Origin of the sequence: Propionispora sp. 2/2-37 (genome assembly GCF_001298735.1) — a bacterium.
GTDB lineage: Bacteria > Bacillota > Negativicutes > Propionisporales > Propionisporaceae > Propionispora.
This window is the reverse complement of record NZ_CYSP01000009.1, coordinates 32,482-47,475: the sequence shown is the minus strand read 5'-3', so window position 1 is coordinate 47,475 and position 14,994 is coordinate 32,482. Positions and strand designations below refer to the sequence as shown.

The 14,994-nt window shown below is 43.3% G+C and carries 16 protein-coding genes; all 16 read right to left on the bottom strand.

The genetic code is table 11. The features are described 5' to 3' along the window. Positions 1-75: 75 nt before the first annotated feature. Positions 76-723 (bottom strand): translation elongation factor Ts, encoded by a 648-nt coding sequence (tsf, locus tag P22_RS10930; RefSeq protein ID WP_054260277.1) that lies wholly within the window; start codon positions 721-723, stop codon positions 76-78. 77 nt (positions 724-800) lie between these two features. Beyond that, positions 801-1,526, bottom strand: coding sequence for a 30S ribosomal protein S2 (rpsB, locus tag P22_RS10925; RefSeq protein WP_054260276.1), 726 nt, complete (start codon positions 1,524-1,526; stop codon positions 801-803). Positions 1,527-1,702: 176 nt separating this feature from the next. Beyond that, the gene (locus P22_RS10920) at positions 1,703-2,356 is read right to left on the bottom strand and encodes a DUF6115 domain-containing protein (RefSeq protein ID WP_156318933.1); all 654 of its coding nucleotides are present in this window, start codon (positions 2,354-2,356) and stop codon (positions 1,703-1,705) included. Further along, positions 2,313-2,636, bottom strand: coding sequence for a hypothetical protein (locus P22_RS10915; protein ID WP_054260274.1), 324 nt, complete (start codon positions 2,634-2,636; stop codon positions 2,313-2,315). The genes P22_RS10920 and P22_RS10915 overlap by 44 nt, the downstream gene beginning before the upstream one ends. 20 nt (positions 2,637-2,656) lie before the next feature. Then, complete coding sequence (locus tag P22_RS10910; protein ID WP_072169796.1) at positions 2,657-4,264, bottom strand: DUF342 domain-containing protein; 1,608 nt, start codon at positions 4,262-4,264, stop codon at positions 2,657-2,659. Positions 4,265-4,289: 25 nt separating this feature from the next. Further along, complete coding sequence (locus P22_RS10905; RefSeq protein WP_054260273.1) at positions 4,290-5,048, bottom strand: FliA/WhiG family RNA polymerase sigma factor; 759 nt, start codon at positions 5,046-5,048, stop codon at positions 4,290-4,292. Positions 5,049-5,071: 23 nt separating this feature from the next. After that, the gene (locus P22_RS10900) at positions 5,072-5,401 is read right to left on the bottom strand and encodes a hypothetical protein (RefSeq protein WP_054260272.1); all 330 of its coding nucleotides are present in this window, start codon (positions 5,399-5,401) and stop codon (positions 5,072-5,074) included. Positions 5,402-5,419: 18 nt separating this feature from the next. Further along, positions 5,420-5,905: a chemotaxis protein CheD gene (locus P22_RS10895; RefSeq protein WP_054260271.1), complete on the bottom strand. Its 486-nt coding sequence runs from the start codon at positions 5,903-5,905 to the stop codon at positions 5,420-5,422. Then, positions 5,905-6,525 (bottom strand): chemotaxis protein CheC, encoded by a 621-nt coding sequence (locus P22_RS10890; RefSeq protein WP_054260270.1) that lies wholly within the window; start codon positions 6,523-6,525, stop codon positions 5,905-5,907. Before P22_RS10890 ends, P22_RS10895 begins: the two co-directional genes overlap by 1 nt. A 43-nt stretch (positions 6,526-6,568) precedes the next feature. Continuing rightward, complete coding sequence (locus P22_RS10885; protein ID WP_054260269.1) at positions 6,569-7,051, bottom strand: chemotaxis protein CheW; 483 nt, start codon at positions 7,049-7,051, stop codon at positions 6,569-6,571. A 17-nt stretch (positions 7,052-7,068) separates the two neighbouring features. Next, positions 7,069-9,120 (bottom strand): chemotaxis protein CheA, encoded by a 2,052-nt coding sequence (locus P22_RS10880; RefSeq protein WP_054260268.1) that lies wholly within the window; start codon positions 9,118-9,120, stop codon positions 7,069-7,071. Between the two features lie 26 nt (positions 9,121-9,146). Continuing rightward, positions 9,147-10,217, bottom strand: a complete 1,071-nt coding sequence (locus P22_RS10875) for a protein-glutamate methylesterase/protein-glutamine glutaminase (RefSeq protein ID WP_054260267.1) — start codon at positions 10,215-10,217, stop codon at positions 9,147-9,149. A gap of 25 nt (positions 10,218-10,242) precedes the next feature. After that, positions 10,243-10,881 carry a flagellar brake protein gene (locus tag P22_RS10870; RefSeq protein ID WP_255351799.1) on the bottom strand — a complete coding sequence of 213 codons (639 nt, stop codon included), beginning with the start codon at positions 10,879-10,881 and terminating at the stop codon, positions 10,243-10,245. Positions 10,882-10,926: 45 nt separating this feature from the next. Further along, the gene (locus P22_RS10865) at positions 10,927-11,808 is read right to left on the bottom strand and encodes a MinD/ParA family protein (RefSeq protein ID WP_054260265.1); all 882 of its coding nucleotides are present in this window, start codon (positions 11,806-11,808) and stop codon (positions 10,927-10,929) included. Positions 11,809-11,810: 2 nt separating this feature from the next. Then, positions 11,811-12,896 (bottom strand): flagellar biosynthesis protein FlhF, encoded by a 1,086-nt coding sequence (gene flhF, locus P22_RS10860; protein ID WP_235814629.1) that lies wholly within the window; start codon positions 12,894-12,896, stop codon positions 11,811-11,813. A 6-nt stretch (positions 12,897-12,902) separates the two neighbouring features. After that, positions 12,903-14,966, bottom strand: a complete 2,064-nt coding sequence (gene flhA / locus P22_RS10855; RefSeq protein ID WP_054260263.1) for a flagellar biosynthesis protein FlhA — start codon at positions 14,964-14,966, stop codon at positions 12,903-12,905. Positions 14,967-14,994 lie beyond the last annotated feature (28 nt).

The window sequence follows — 14,994 nt, the reverse complement described above, 5'->3', positions numbered from 1 at the left end:
TAAATTCTACAAACTACCCATAATTCCTTTATTAACAAAGCATTTTTAAAAAAAGAGAACACAGACCGTGTTCTCTTATTTTTTTACAGCAGCCATAACTTCGTTGGCAAAATCATTAGATTTTTTCTCAATACCTTCACCTAATTGGTATCTGGTAAACCGTCTGATTGAAATATTTTCACCAATCTTAGCAATACTTTCGTTTACCAATTGTGTGATGGTCTTATCTGGATCTTTAATAAAATGCTGTTCCATCAAACATACTTCTTTATAATATTTTTCAACACGGCCAGCAATCATTTTTTCCACAATATTCGCTGGTTTACCCTCGTTCAATGCCTGAGCTTTCAGCACTTCTTTTTCATGCTCAATCACGTCGGCAGGCACCTCTTCGCGCCTTACATATGTAGGATTTGCCGCCGCAATTTGCATGGCAATATCTTTAACCAAAGTCCGGAAGCCTTCGGTCTTGGCTACAAAATCTGTTTCACAGTTTACTTCCACTAAAACGCCAATGCGTCCGCCACCGTGTAAATAAGACTCAATAAGCCCTTCAGCAGCAACACGCCCTGCCTTCTTTGCCGCAGCTGCCAATCCTTTTTCTCGCAAGAAGTCTATGGCCTTATCCATATCTCCCTGGGTTTCATTCAGCGCTTTCTTACAATCCATCATCCCCGCTCCGGTCCGTTCGCGTAATTCTTTAACCATTTCGGCTGTTACCATGATAAATCCTCCTGTCTACTAGTAAAGGTAAGGAGACATAACTGTACTGCCCCTTACCTTTATTGTATATTATACAACTACTCTGCTGCTGCGAATGCTTCTTCCGGCTCTGCTGTCTGTTCGCCTTGACGTCCCTCAAGCACAGCGTCAGCAACTTTACCGGTCAATAATTTAACAGCCCGGATCGCATCATCATTTCCGGGAATTACATAGTCTACTTCATCCGGATCGCAGTTGGTATCGACAATGGCTACGATAGGAATCCCCAGTTTCTTAGCCTCAGCAACTGCAATTCGTTCCTTGCGCGGATCAATAATAAACAATGCTCCCGGCAATTTTTTCATATTTTTGATACCGCCAAGAAATTTTTGTAATCTTTCCATTTCATGCCGCAGCATGATAACTTCTTTTTTAGGCAATACATCAAAAGTATTGTTCGCTTCCATATCTTCCAATTCTTTCAAGCGGTTAATACGTTTCTGAATTGTCTGGAAGTTAGTCAACATTCCGCCTAACCATCTTTCATTAACATAATACATGTTGCATCTGGTGGCTTCTTCTTTGACTGCCTCTTGTGCCTGTTTTTTAGTCCCTACCATTAAAATGCTCTGCCCATCGGCAGCGAGTTCACGCACAAAATGATATGCGTCCTCTACCTTCTTTACCGTTTTCTGTAAGTCAATAATGTAGATGCCGTTACGCTCCGTAAAAATATAAGGAGCCATTTTAGGATTCCATCTTCTTGTTTGGTGTCCAAAGTGTACACCTGCTTCTAAAAGCTGTTTCATTGAAATTACTGACATAAAATGTCACCTCCTGTTAATTTTCCGCCGCACTTCGCATATTTTGTTTTCACCCACAAGGCACAGTACAAAATTGAAATGCGTGTGTAATTTACACCGAAAAGTAGTATATCACAACTTGCACAATATAACAAGTTCTTAAATGGAAATTATCTGTAATATATTATCAAAAAGAACTATTTTTTATTCAACTGTAAAACCAACATAATTTCACCTTTACCCATTCCTACTGCTTTGGCAATTTCCGTGACATCATAACCCTGTTCAGCCATAGCCACAACTACACGATGCTTATCCTGATGAAAGATATGCTCTTTACCGAAACCGTCCGTCTCCCCGGTCAATGGAGAATCCTCTTTTTCTAATTCATCAACTGCTTTCTGAGGCTCAGCTGTCTTACTTTGTTGTTGATATAGCGCCGCCACTTTTTTTATAGGCATAACAGAAAGTTTCTGTTCCGATAAGACTGTATCTTCTGCAGGCTCTTCTTCCCGTAATTTCATTTCCAGCAAAGCGATTTTCCGATCCGCTTCCTGAAGCAGGGAATGCAGATAAATGATTTTTTCTTCTAATCGCTGTATAACATCATCCGCTGTTTGTTCCAAGCGCTCTTGAAACTCATTTGCCGGTTTTTGAGCATTTATTGAAAAAAGCCGCAACAATAACTCTCTCTTATAAAATACAAAAAAAACAAAAAAAAGAAGCGCCGCTATAGTAACCACCGTGCTGCCTGTCATACTTTCACCTCTTACCGTAAAATAGCCATGAATGTAGTCTCTCACACCGTCAGGTCCTAATGTCAATGGTATGTCCACGCACAGGATCTTCACTTTTAATGCCCTCGTCCTCTTCCTGCTCGGCATGTGCTGAATGGGATTGAGCATGCTGTTGCTGGTGTTGAGACGGTGATTCTCCTCGCTCTTTGATTTTTCCCCCTTCATTTTTAGGGGTATTCTGAACTTGATGCTGCCTATCGGCAGATATTTTTTGCCATTGCTCCGCACTTTGCTGCTGGTTAACCGTATTTTGCTGGTCAAAAGTATTCTGAGTTTTGGCAACCTCTGTTGCCCGTGGTATTAGTACCTGCAGGTCAATCGACCGAATATTCACAGTTAACACCTCACAACGGTTTATTTAAAGGTTCCGACTTTTATTTCTCCGTCTTCGGCATAAAGAGTAGTAAACGATAACGGCTCCCGAATGGGTTTTACCAAAGTGCCCACCATAACTTTAACGCCAGGATGCAATATATTGGCTACCTTGACACGTCCAAAACGCATTTCTTCAAAATCATTTTGAATTTGTTCCATACGTTTACGCATAGTTCCCAACTGTCCAACAAGATGAAATTGTGCCTTGGTCAGTTTAAGCATCATTTCCCGTTTATCATTAGTCATGCGACTCTGATCCATAGCTTTTAGTATCGTCAGTGCCTTTTGGGTTTGATCCAGGTTATCTTCCACTTTCTTTAGCTCTTGTTTTAGCTGCTGATGTTCTTCGCGTAAAGCAGGATTAACACCAACCTCAAGTTCTGTAGGAACAGCCATTTGATTACCGATAGTTTGTGCCCTGATTTCTTCCCCGGCAGTGATAAATCCTCCGGTAATCATGCCTCTCCGCCCTTCTACTATAATTCTTTTACCAGCACTGACCCTGGAGTGAAGAATAACTTCACTCACCAGGACCTCATTACCGGCATGTACGGTCGCATTTTCAATAAACTGGGCAACAACATTTTCCTTAGCCTTGATATAGCCGCGATGCATACCCTGGATGCCCGTTTTTATAACCACATTCTTCCCCTCGACAATACCTCCACTGACTGTTCCGGCAATCTCAACATTACCTTCTGCCTTAACTGAAAACCCCTGTTGCACGGATCCTTTGACCGTAACATTTCCCAGAAACTCAATATTACCGGTAGACAAATCCACATCACCTTTAATCTCAATTACCGGAATTACACTAATTCTTTTATTTTCTACGACCACCTGCCCTGCGATAGCGGCCATGATCTGATTAGGCTCTAAAAATTCAGTGTTTTTCCCCTGGGGCAACGGCATGTCCTTTCCCGGTTTGGCCGGTATAGGTTGTCCCAGCACATTGGAACCAGGTTCGCCAGGCGTTGCTGCAATTTTTTCTGCCAACAGATCGCCTTTTTGTACTACGGTAAAGAGATTTAAGTTTTTAAAATCCACTCGCCCATTTTCCATTTCCAAGGGCCTGCCCTGGTTTTCCGTTCTGACAAAATACTTTATCTCGGCATTGCTCCCGTGAACAGGCTGCCTCCCCCGGGCAAAAACAATATCAAAACCTGGCTGCTCTATAGCTTTTTTAACCATGTCAACATCGATCCCAAAGGCAATACCTTTTTTCTCAATTTCTTCCATCACCAAATCTTGCGAGATGGATTGTTTCGTTTTTTTCATTTCGATCTGAAGTGAGGCTTCCATTTTATCCTTGGAAACAAAAACCCGAATCTCCGGCTCAGTTTCCGGTTCAGGCAACTGAGCAATTTTGACAGCCTTACCGGACGCTTCATGCAGCGCAACCTTTACCGCTACTTCATCCCACTCTGTAATACCCTGATTTGTCAGTTCCACATTTATCATCGTTTCATTTGGTGGCACCCCATCTTCCGGTAGCGGTAATACCGTCAAATAAATACCGTCTTCCCGGGAAGATATTTGGAAAAAGCTATCAGTGGAATTATTTACAGCATGTTCATTATCAGACATATGTAATCCCCCAATTTTTTATGTCTTAGAGCAAAGCGGCTTTAATGCGTGCTAATGCACCCCGCAACCGAAAAATTGCTTTCGTATGAAGCTGAGAAATCCGCGCCTCGGTCAAATTCATAATACGGCTGATCTCTTTTAGCGTTAACTCTTCATGATAATAAAGGCTAACTACCAACTTTTCTTTTTCCGGTAGCTTCGCTATATTTTTAGCTAATATTGCCTTAACCTCTTCCTCTTCGATATACTGTGACGGATTAACTGGCTGACCAATAACTGTCTCTGTCCGCGTAAACTCTTCCAAAGGAATCAGCGTGGTCGCATTTAACTGAGTAAGCAAGTTATACATGTCTGCAAGGGTAATCCCCAAAGCTTCAGAAATCTCAGCATCAGAAGCCGAACGGCCCAGATCGGTTTCCAGTTTTGCTACCGTTTGTTCATATTGACGTGCCTTTTGTCGAATAGTTGCCGGAACCCAGTCCTGCGCCCGAATCGCATCTAAAATGGCCCCCCTAATGCGGGTTACCGCATAGGTTTCAAATTTAATTCCCCGCATCGGATCATAACGTTCAATCGCATCAAGCAAGCCGAAAAAACCGTTGCTTACAAGATCTTCCCTATCCACATGGGACGGAAGCCCAATCGCAATACGCCCGGCAACCAACTTTACCAGAGGTAAATAGTATTCAATAATTTTATCTCTACTATCTATTTGTTTAGTTTGTTGAAATTCTACCCACAACCTATTTATTTCAGCAGTATCATTCTGGTGTCTTTCCTTCATGACGACTGTATCCCCCAACTCCTTCAGTCTATCTGATCTTTAACGATGCGCGCCAAATTTTCAGGAGTAAAAGGAGTAAAGTCTACAGATTTTGTGGCATTCTTACTTTCCACCTTTTTAACCCCCTCAACCAGGTCATCCTGATCTTCTTGGGGCCTGAGACTGGATAATATATGGCCGAAAAATCTCTCTACAATGCTTCCGAAAATAAATCCGGATATACCGAATATACCGATTGAAATAAATGTACGATAGAGTATTGTCATAGGTCTGGCACCATGAACGACGCTTATCGTTAAAGTTAAGACCGCCACAACCAACGCCAAGCAACCGGCAAAACGCAGCTTGTACACAATACCCACCCCCCTGATTTATAATTCCTTTTCGCCCTTATCAATTGTTTTGATACGATAGATACCCGTATCCAGTTTTAACTCCACTGTCCGACCGTAATTACCACCGGTATCCTCGGCTGTAATTCGAACATCAAGTTTTTTCAATGCCGATTTAACAGCGCCGGTATTGCGTTCACCGACCTTCATGATATCTGTGGCATTGGCAAAAGTAAACATTTGCGCCCCACCGGCAATTTTGGCGGTAATCCGAGACTTTGCTGCTCCTAGTTTGATCATCTCATCTAACATGAGCGGCAGAGCGGTATCAGCAAACTTGGCGGGATTTTCATTCGAACGTGCCTGGGTACTATCTGGTAGCATAATATGAGCCAGTCCACCGATTTTTGTCACTGGATCATACATGGCAATGCCCACACAAGACCCTAACCCATAACTAATTAGGCTATTGGGATTCCGTCCTACCTTATAGTCAGCCATACCGACTTTTATTAGCTCTGACATTATCCCTTCACCCCTATTGCTGCCATAATGGTATTAAGTGATCCGGGGTCGGGAATAAGGAAGAAATGACCTTTTACACCGTCTGTTTCCGTAGTAAATTCTGTCTCAATAACCAAAGCATGGTCACCCATTTGCCCTAGCTGTGCCAAAATAATACTTAAGATAGCTCCCGCCATATCCATGGCCAAAGCAGGTATGGACGGCAGCAAAGTAAGTTTTGTAAAATAGGAAAGCGAATTGAGATAAGCACCGGCTAGAATATTGCCAATCTCCATAAGTGCCGATTCGTCCATAGTACTAAGTGAAGTGGTATATCCCTGCTCACGTCCCATTAGCATATCTACAAGATAAAAAGCACTTTCACGCGGCAGTAAAAACAAAATGCTGCTGGGAGCCGGTCCAAATACTCTGAGATATACACCGGCTACCATGGCATCAGGCCCTCCTACCACATCAGGAACATCCCCCAGAGGCATAATTGCGACTTGTGGAACTGTCATGTCAATCTTTCGATTGATAATCTGCGACAAAGCTGTTGCTGAATTGCCTGCTCCTACATTTCCTACTTCCCGTAAAGCATCCAACTGCAGCGCGGACAAATTCAAAATGTTCTCCGACAAAACCTCCACCCCACTTATAAATTGACAAGTTTTCTTCCTTTATTTAACCAGCTTTAATCTCCTGGCTCATACCGATGATTGCTTCCAGGTTCAGCAATATTAATAACCTATTTTCCATTTTACCAACGCCGCTAAGATAATCGGTGGATACTCCGCCTACAGATTCCTGTGGAGCTTCAATCTGCTCTTGAGAAATTGCTAAAACCTCAGATACCGCATCAACAATCATTCCAACGGCAATTTCATCAACTTTGACGATAATGATCCGCGTATCATCAGTATATTCTTGGTCCATTAGACCTAAGCGTGTTTTCAGGTCAATTACAGGCAATACGCTCCCGCGCAAATTCATTACACCCTTAATATAATCAGGTGTATGTGGTACTCGTGTGATATCTGTCATTTTTTTTATTTCCTGCACCTGAAGAATATCAATGCCATATTCTTCACGTCCCAGTTTAAAAGCTACCATTTGCACTTCATTGCTTAAATAAGCTGTATTTGGTTCAACATTCTCGGCAGTCATGCACATCATCCCTCCTTTTATTGCATCAATGATCCCACATCTAAAATCAATGCTACCTGGCCATTTCCTAAAATGGTTGCACCGGCAATCACTTTAATACCAGCTAATAATTTTCCTAAAGATTTAATGACGATTTCCTGTTGGCCAATTAAATTATCGACAATGATACCAGCACGTTGTTCCCCCATATGCACGATAACCACAAACAATTCTTCCTGAGGCTGTTCAGCAGTCGCCGGAATATTAAGTCTATTATCAAGGCGTATAATGGGAATAATTTGCCCCCGCAACAGAATAACTTCCTGATTCTGGATGGTTTTTATCTCATTTGGCGTTATATTAATCGTACTATCAATAGAGCCTAAAGGAATGGCGTAAATTTCCTCGCTTACTTTCACCAATAAGGCCTGAATGATGGCCAAAGTGAGTGGTAGACGGATTTTAAAGCGACTACCCTCATTGATTTTTGTTTCAACATCTACCATACCGCCGAGAGACTCTATCTTATTTTTTACGGCATCCATACCAACACCGCGGCCTGATACATCGGTAACCACTTCAGCCGTAGAAAAGCCGGGAAGGAATACCAGACGCACTGCTTCATTGCTGTCCATTTTATCAACTTCTGCCTGGCTTAATAAGCCTTTGGACACACACTTTTGCTTGAGAATTTCAGGATTAATTCCTTTACCATCATCTTCGACCATAATGATGACATTATTTCCTTCATGACGGGCAATCAGGCGGACCTCCCCAACAGGTTCCTTGCCTTGTGCCTGCCGTTCGGCCGGATGTTCAATCCCATGATCAATGGCGTTACGCAGCAAATGAACCAGCGGATCACCAATTTCGTCAATTACTGTACGGTCGAGTTCTGTTTCTTCCCCTTGAATAATCAGGTTGACTTCTTTGTTAAGTTCACGTGACAAATCACGAATCATACGGGGAAAGCGGTTGAATACCTGACCAACCGGCACCATACGTACCTTCATGACTACAGCCTGAAGATCTGTGGTAACCCGGTCCATCTGTTCAATTGTTTCAACAAGATCGGTCAGTCTATGCGTTAACCCGATCTGCTCCAATCGAGTCTTATTAATAACCAATTCTCCTACCAGATTGAGCAAATTATCCAGCTTGTCTATATCTACCCTGACGGACTGACCACTTTTCAGTTTTTTATCGGCGCTATTATGAACCGATGCTACTCTATCTTTTTTCGTTTCCGCCGCAGGGTCCGGGTTAACCGGCAATATTTGTTTTACCGCCTGTTCAGAAACCGGTTGCGCTGACGACACAGCTGGAGCTGCATCAGAAACACTGCAAGGAGTAACTTCAACCGCCTCAATTTCGGAAATACCTAATAACAATTGCTGAACCCTGTCCGCTTCCGCACCAGTCACTAAAATAACCTGAAAACTAAGACCAAAATTTTCTTTTTCTAAATCATCAACCGGCGGAATGCTGCGTATTACATCCCCCAATTCCTCTAAAGCACTCATAGCCATATAAGCTCTGGCTGATTTCAACAGACAACCTTCCCGCAGAGAAATAGTTACTCCATAGGTTTGTAACCCTGTGGACAACGCCTGCCTGGCAACCTCTTGTTCACTATCATTTAAAATAAAACCGGAAGCTTGACCAGCAGAGGCAATTCCCGATGCTGCGACCGGATCTGCAGTTTTTGTTTCACCACTCGCCAATGCCCTTAGCCGTCCGATAAGAGGTTGAATATCAAGCCCGTGCTCATCGTTATTCGCAATGCTCTCTACCAATTGCTCCAGGGTATCCACACACTTAAAAACGGTGTCAATAATTTCATCATTGGCTTTAAGCTGACCCTTACGCAGCAAATCCAATACATTTTCCATTTCATGTGTAAGCTCCGCCACAGTAGTAAAGCCCATGGTTGCCGACATACCCTTTATGGTATGCGCACTCCGGAAAATTTCGTCGAGAACCGATAAGTCGTTGGGATCCTGCTCTAAATCTAACAAACAACGGTTCAGGGTTTGCAAATGTTCACGTGATTCTTCTAAAAACATTCCCATATATTGATTGAGATCCATCGTCTACACCTCCATTGAAGTAGCTACTATTTTGAAAGTGACTTAACAATTTCCGGCGCAATAGCCGGAAGTGGCAGCACTTTATCGATTATTCCCAGTTCAATTGCCGCTTTGGGCATCCCAAATACTACAGACGTGGACTGATCTTCAGCAACGGTATATCCCCCTTGTTTTTTGATGGCTTTCATCCCCTGTGCACCATCATGCCCCATCCCTGTAAGAATAACGCCAACCGCCCTGCCGCCATATACTTTCGCTACCGATTCCATCATCGGATCGACTGCCGGACGATGTCCTCCTATAGGAGGCTTCTGGGATAACTTAACGATCTTCCTATTGCCTTCACTTTCCACCGTCATATGATAATCACCAGGTGCCACTAGAGCCACGCCTGGCCGTATCGGATCATTTTGCTCCGCCTCTTTCACGGTAAGCGAAGACAGGGAATTTAAACGTTCCGCAAGCGATTTAGTAAAACCTGGTGGCATATGCTGTACAACGACTACACCGCATGGAAGATTGCCTGGAAGTTTAGTAATAATTTCCTGAAGAGCCCTGGGTCCGCCGGTTGAAGTCCCAATGGCCACAACACATTCCGGCTGCCCTGCCGGATACACCGTTGGTTTTGCTGCGGCCAGGTTATTATTAGCTGCAATGAGTTGCAGCGGAGCAGTTATCATGTGGGATTTCGTTAATTGAGCTACATTAGCCTTTACAGCTGCACGACACTTCTTAACAATTTCCGCACGAATACCCGTAACGCTGGAAATTGGTCCCGAAGTTTTAGCAACAAAATCAACGGCTCCCAGCTCCAAAGCCCTTAGCGTCGCTTCTGCTCCGGATTTAGTTAAACTGCTGATCATTACCACCGGCGTGGGTACTTCTCTCATAATCATCTCTAATGCCGTCAATCCATCCATTACCGGCATTTCAACATCCATAGTAACTAAATCAGGCTTAAGTCTTTTTACTTTTTCTACAGCATCTTTGCCATTACGTGCTGTATCCAGTACAGAAAAGTCAGATTCAGCGGAGAATACATCGGTCAGCAATTTGCGCATAAATGCAGAGTCTTCGACAATTAATATTTTTATCATGCATCATCCCCCCATCCTCATCAAACTATATCTGTTTTTGGCGCTGCTCCAGTTGTTTCTTAAATACAAACCGGATAATTCTGCTTCTGATACTTTCTGAGACATCTAAAAATTCTACACCAATCCAAAACAGCTGCCGGTCATTCTGTGGTTTTTCCACTCTGGCTACCCGGCCGATAACACGCAGAACCTCCTGTTCCGGAATTTCAACTTCCATTTGTAGTTGTGTCCCTATATCAACAGGTTCTCCAGTAATCAGACAAAGTCCGCCACCGCTAATATTTTTTGTAAAAACCCTATTGTCCGAAAGACTTGCCTCGTCAGTTTCATTATCAGGTGTTAAAACCTGCATCTTAGCCGGCAAAACGATATCTAAACGGACAAAGGAACGTTGCTGAACCTTAACAATATTGGTCGGCAGGGTTAACAACCATACCGGCAACGGGGAAATTCTTTTGCCAAGCACACGGCTTTCAAATTGATAAACCTGTCCTTTACTCACAACCCTGCCTAACACGACACTGCCATTGGGGATAATTACCGGATACCCCTTAGTCATTGGCATGGCAATAACCATATATTCCTCTGTGATATCCTCAATCCGGCTATGACATTCATCCACGTTTAAGTTTTCTGGCAGGATCAACGTTAATCTCTGATTTATTTTAAATACTTCTTTTTCAAAAATAACTATTCCTCCTTGCCAATATCAAATAATATGAAAAAAGCGACTTAAGAAGCCTCTTAATCCTTTCGTATGAGAAATTTCGCCATGATACAATAACTTTCGTGCAATTCCCTCAATGCAACACGAAGAAACACTCTCCGGATAAGCCAACAGCAATGGTGTTTGCTGCCTAACAGCTTTACGCATATTGATATCTTCATAAATAAATCCTAAATGCTCAACCTGCAATTGCAAAAAACGCCGGGCAGCGTGAATAAGATTATCGACAGCATCCATTCCTTCTTGCCTGTCAACAACACGATTGATTATCAGTTTAAGCGCCGAACAACCCTGTTGTCCGGCTACCTTCATCATGGCATAAGCATCTGTAATGGCCGTAGGTTCGGGCGTAGTAATGATAATAACCTCATCGGCAGCCAGGACAAATTCCACTACATTACGGTTAATTCCCGCTCCTGTATCCACTAAAATGATATCTGCCCAGTGATCCAGCAAGCTGAGCTGGCTGATAATATGCTGCAACTGTGTCTGGCTCAAATTGGCCAAATCATAAATTCCTGAACCGCCGGACAAAAACTTTATGCCCCGTGGTCCGTCTACGGTAATATCTTCAATGCCAATCTGATCTTCTACTAAATTGAAAAGATTATAGGTCGCTGGGCAACCGAAAAGTACATCTACATTAGCCATTCCCAAATCTGCATCCAGAACAAGTATCTTCTGTCCTAAATTAGATAGCGCTAAAGCCAGATTTACAGAAAAATTAGTTTTACCCACTCCGCCCTTACCACTGGTAATCGCAATCACACGGGTACTGGACTTCATTCCCGAATATTTTAACGTACCAGCGGCATAACGGTTTTGTTGTACAATTTGTCTTAACCTTTCTGCTTGATCCCGCATAGTTACTCCTTTAAGATCATACTGACCAACTTTCCAGGATCCGCCAACTCAATATCATCGGGTACATTCTGCCCGGTAGTTACATAAGAAAGAGCAACCGGAAACTGATATAGCAGATTAAGCATTGTTCCGATGTTGCTGGTTTCGTCTACCTTGGTAAAAAGAAATTTCTGTGGTGAGCAACAGGAAAATTTACGTACAATATCCAGCGCATCCTTATACTTCGTTGTCATGCTTAATACCAGATGGGTTTCAATATATGGATCCGTCTCAAGCAATGCCTGAAGTTCTGCCAACTGATACTGATTTTTAGGGCTTCGCCCGGCTGTATCCACAAAGAGCAGATCTTTGTCTTGATGACGGTACATAGCACCCTTCAATTCGTCCGGGGTGTAAACGATATCCAATGGAACACCAATAATATCCGCATAGGTTTTTAGCTGCTCGACAGCCGAAATACGATAGGTATCAGCTGTAATTAACGCTACTTTACGCCCCTCTTTGATCACGAAATTCGCCGCTAACTTAGCTATCGTTGTGGTTTTCCCCACACCGGTAGGGCCGATAAAGGCAACTGTCTTCGTAGTGCCAGGCGTCACCTTGATTTCTTCCACCCGCTGCAGGCAAGCACCTAAACGATCAAGCAAAACCTGCTCTGCTTTAATCGAGTCCGGACTGTAACTATGACCTTCGCTTATCAAATCATTAAGGAGTTTTTCAGCAACGTGATGATCTATGTCATTTTTCTCCAGCAAACCGCACAAAGGCGAACGCGGTTCTGCTGCCGCCGGTATTTTATGCAGAACCTGTTCCAACATTTTGCGCATGTTGCCAAGTTCAAGCTGTACGGCCGTAATTTGTGTCTCACTGGGATTGCGCGATTCTATAATTGGCTGTTTTTTAATCACCGGTTTTGGTTCAGGTGCCGATTCCACGGCAGCAGTAATCTCAATAATCTTCTTGCTAAAAAAACCAAAAACTCCGCCTTTACGCAAAGGCCGGGTATGCAAAATTACAGCGTCCCGGCCCAATTCATTCTTTATCTGAGCCATACCTTCCTGCATTGACGCAGCGGTAAAAATTTTCACTTTCAATTATAACTTCACCATCCCTAACGCCTGAATCTCTACTTTGGGTTCCAATTCGGCATAAGAAAGAACTGTAAGCGTAGGTGCAACCCGTTCCGTCAATTTACGAAAATATAAACGGACGGCGGGACTGACCAAAACCAAAGGCGGATATCCCATATTAGTCAATTTCATCAGCTCAGTATTCAAATTCTTCACCAAAGACTGCATTTCCTTGGGGTCTAGTGCCACAAAAGATCCCCGTTCCGTGCGTTGTACCGAAGATGAAATTTTATTTTCCAGTTGCGGGTCAATTGTCAGACAAGCTAATGTATTACTAGGCGCATGCTGGCGGGAAATCTGACGAGCCAGGGAATGGCGCACATACTCCGACAACACTTCCGTGTCTTTGCTTAAACCGGCATAGTCGCAGAGTGTTGACAGAATCGTTACCATATCACGGATAGAAATACGTTCTCGCAAAAGATTTGCTAAAACCTTCTGTATTTCCCCAATCGATAAAAGATTCGGAACCAGTTCTTCGACTAAAGCAGCATTATTTTGTTTAACACCGTCAATTAAAGTCTGAACTTCTTGTCTGCCCAAAATTTCAAAGGAGAAGTTTTTAATAACTTCCGTCAAGTGTGTAGCCAAAACCGAGACCGGATCAACAACTGTATACCCAGCCAACTCCGCTTTTTCACGTTCAGTTTCCTGAATCCATAATGCCGGAAGGCCAAAAGCCGGCTCAACCGTCTGGACTCCAGACATCTCTTCAAACACAGTCCCTGGATTCATTGCCAAATAGTGATCAAGCAGTAATTCTCCCTTGGCTATCTCAATCCCTCTTAATTTTATAATATACACGTTGGGCTTTAACTGAATATTATCGCGAATCCGGATGGTCGGAACTACCAGCCCCAGTTCCAATGCACACTGCCGGCGAATCATTACAACACGATCCAGTAAATCACCGCCCTGTCCGACGTCAACCATTGGAATCAGGCTGTAGCCAATCTCCAGTTCCATGGGATCCACCTGCAACAACGAAACAATATTTTCGGGTTTGCGAACTTCCTCTTTTTCCTTTTCCTCCTGATTATTAACTTCCGCTGCCGCTTTTGTTTTCACATTACGGTGCAAGACATAGCCAATGGAAAAAAGAATCGCTGCAAGCACCAAAAACGGAATACCCGGCAATCCCGGAACCACCCCCAATAGAGCCAATACTCCGGCAACAATAAAGAATACCCTTGAATTTGCAAATATTTGGCTGGAGAGATCATGCCCCAGGTTGGATTCGGATGCCGCCCGAGTTACCACAATACCGGTAGCGGTGGAAATCAAAAGAGCCGGTATCTGATTAACCAGACCTTCACCAACTGTCAGCAAGGTATAGTTCTGCAAAGCTTGCAAAACATCCATATTCCGCTGCCACATACCAATAACAAAACCGCCGACAATGTTAATTATAATAATGATGATGGCGGCAATGGCATCTCCCTTTACGAACTTACTGGCACCATCCATGGCTCCATAAAAATCAGCTTCCTGTTGTATGTTTTTTCTTCGCTGACGCGCCTCGGCATCCGTAATCAGGCCGGCGTTCAAATCGGCATCAATACTCATCTGCTTGCCAGGCATAGCGTCCAGCGTAAAGCGTGCGGCAACTTCAGCAACCCGTTCCGCCCCTTTAGTAATAACAATAAATTGGATAATGATCAATACAACGAAAATAATAAAGCCAATTACCGCATTACCGCCAACCACAAAATTACCAAACGCCAGGATCACATCACCGGCGTACCCGTCCAGCAGGATTAACCGTGTGGAAGAAACATTCAGCGCCAGACGAAATAAAGTGGTGATAAGAAGCAACGAGGGAAAAACAGAAAAATCCAGCGGATTAACCGTATATACGGCCACCATGACAATAACCAATCCCAAGGTAATATTAAGTGATAAAAACAGGTCTAAAAGCAGCGGCGGCAATGGAATAATCATCATCACAACAATAGTGATGATGGCAAGTGCAATTAAGATATCACTATATTTTAAGATTCTAGCAAACGGCGATGTTTGAATAGCCAAATCCTTCCGCTCCTTTTACAACTTCAGG

Coding starts and splice junctions, on each gene's coding strand:
- tsf (WP_054260277.1), bottom strand. CDS start 723: ATGGTAACAGCCGAAATGGTTAAAGAATTACGCGAACGGACCGGAGCG.
- rpsB (WP_054260276.1), bottom strand. CDS start 1,526: ATGTCAGTAATTTCAATGAAACAGCTTTTAGAAGCAGGTGTACACTTT.
- P22_RS10910 (WP_072169796.1), bottom strand. CDS start 4,264: ATGTCTGATAATGAACATGCTGTAAATAATTCCACTGATAGCTTTTTC.
- P22_RS10905 (WP_054260273.1), bottom strand. CDS start 5,048: ATGAAGGAAAGACACCAGAATGATACTGCTGAAATAAATAGGTTGTGG.
- P22_RS10895 (WP_054260271.1), bottom strand. CDS start 5,905: ATGTCAGAGCTAATAAAAGTCGGTATGGCTGACTATAAGGTAGGACGG.
- P22_RS10885 (WP_054260269.1), bottom strand. CDS start 7,051: ATGACTGCCGAGAATGTTGAACCAAATACAGCTTATTTAAGCAATGAA.
- P22_RS10880 (WP_054260268.1), bottom strand. CDS start 9,120: ATGGATCTCAATCAATATATGGGAATGTTTTTAGAAGAATCACGTGAA.
- P22_RS10875 (WP_054260267.1), bottom strand. CDS start 10,217: ATGATAAAAATATTAATTGTCGAAGACTCTGCATTTATGCGCAAATTG.
- P22_RS10865 (WP_054260265.1), bottom strand. CDS start 11,808: ATGCGGGATCAAGCAGAAAGGTTAAGACAAATTGTACAACAAAACCGT.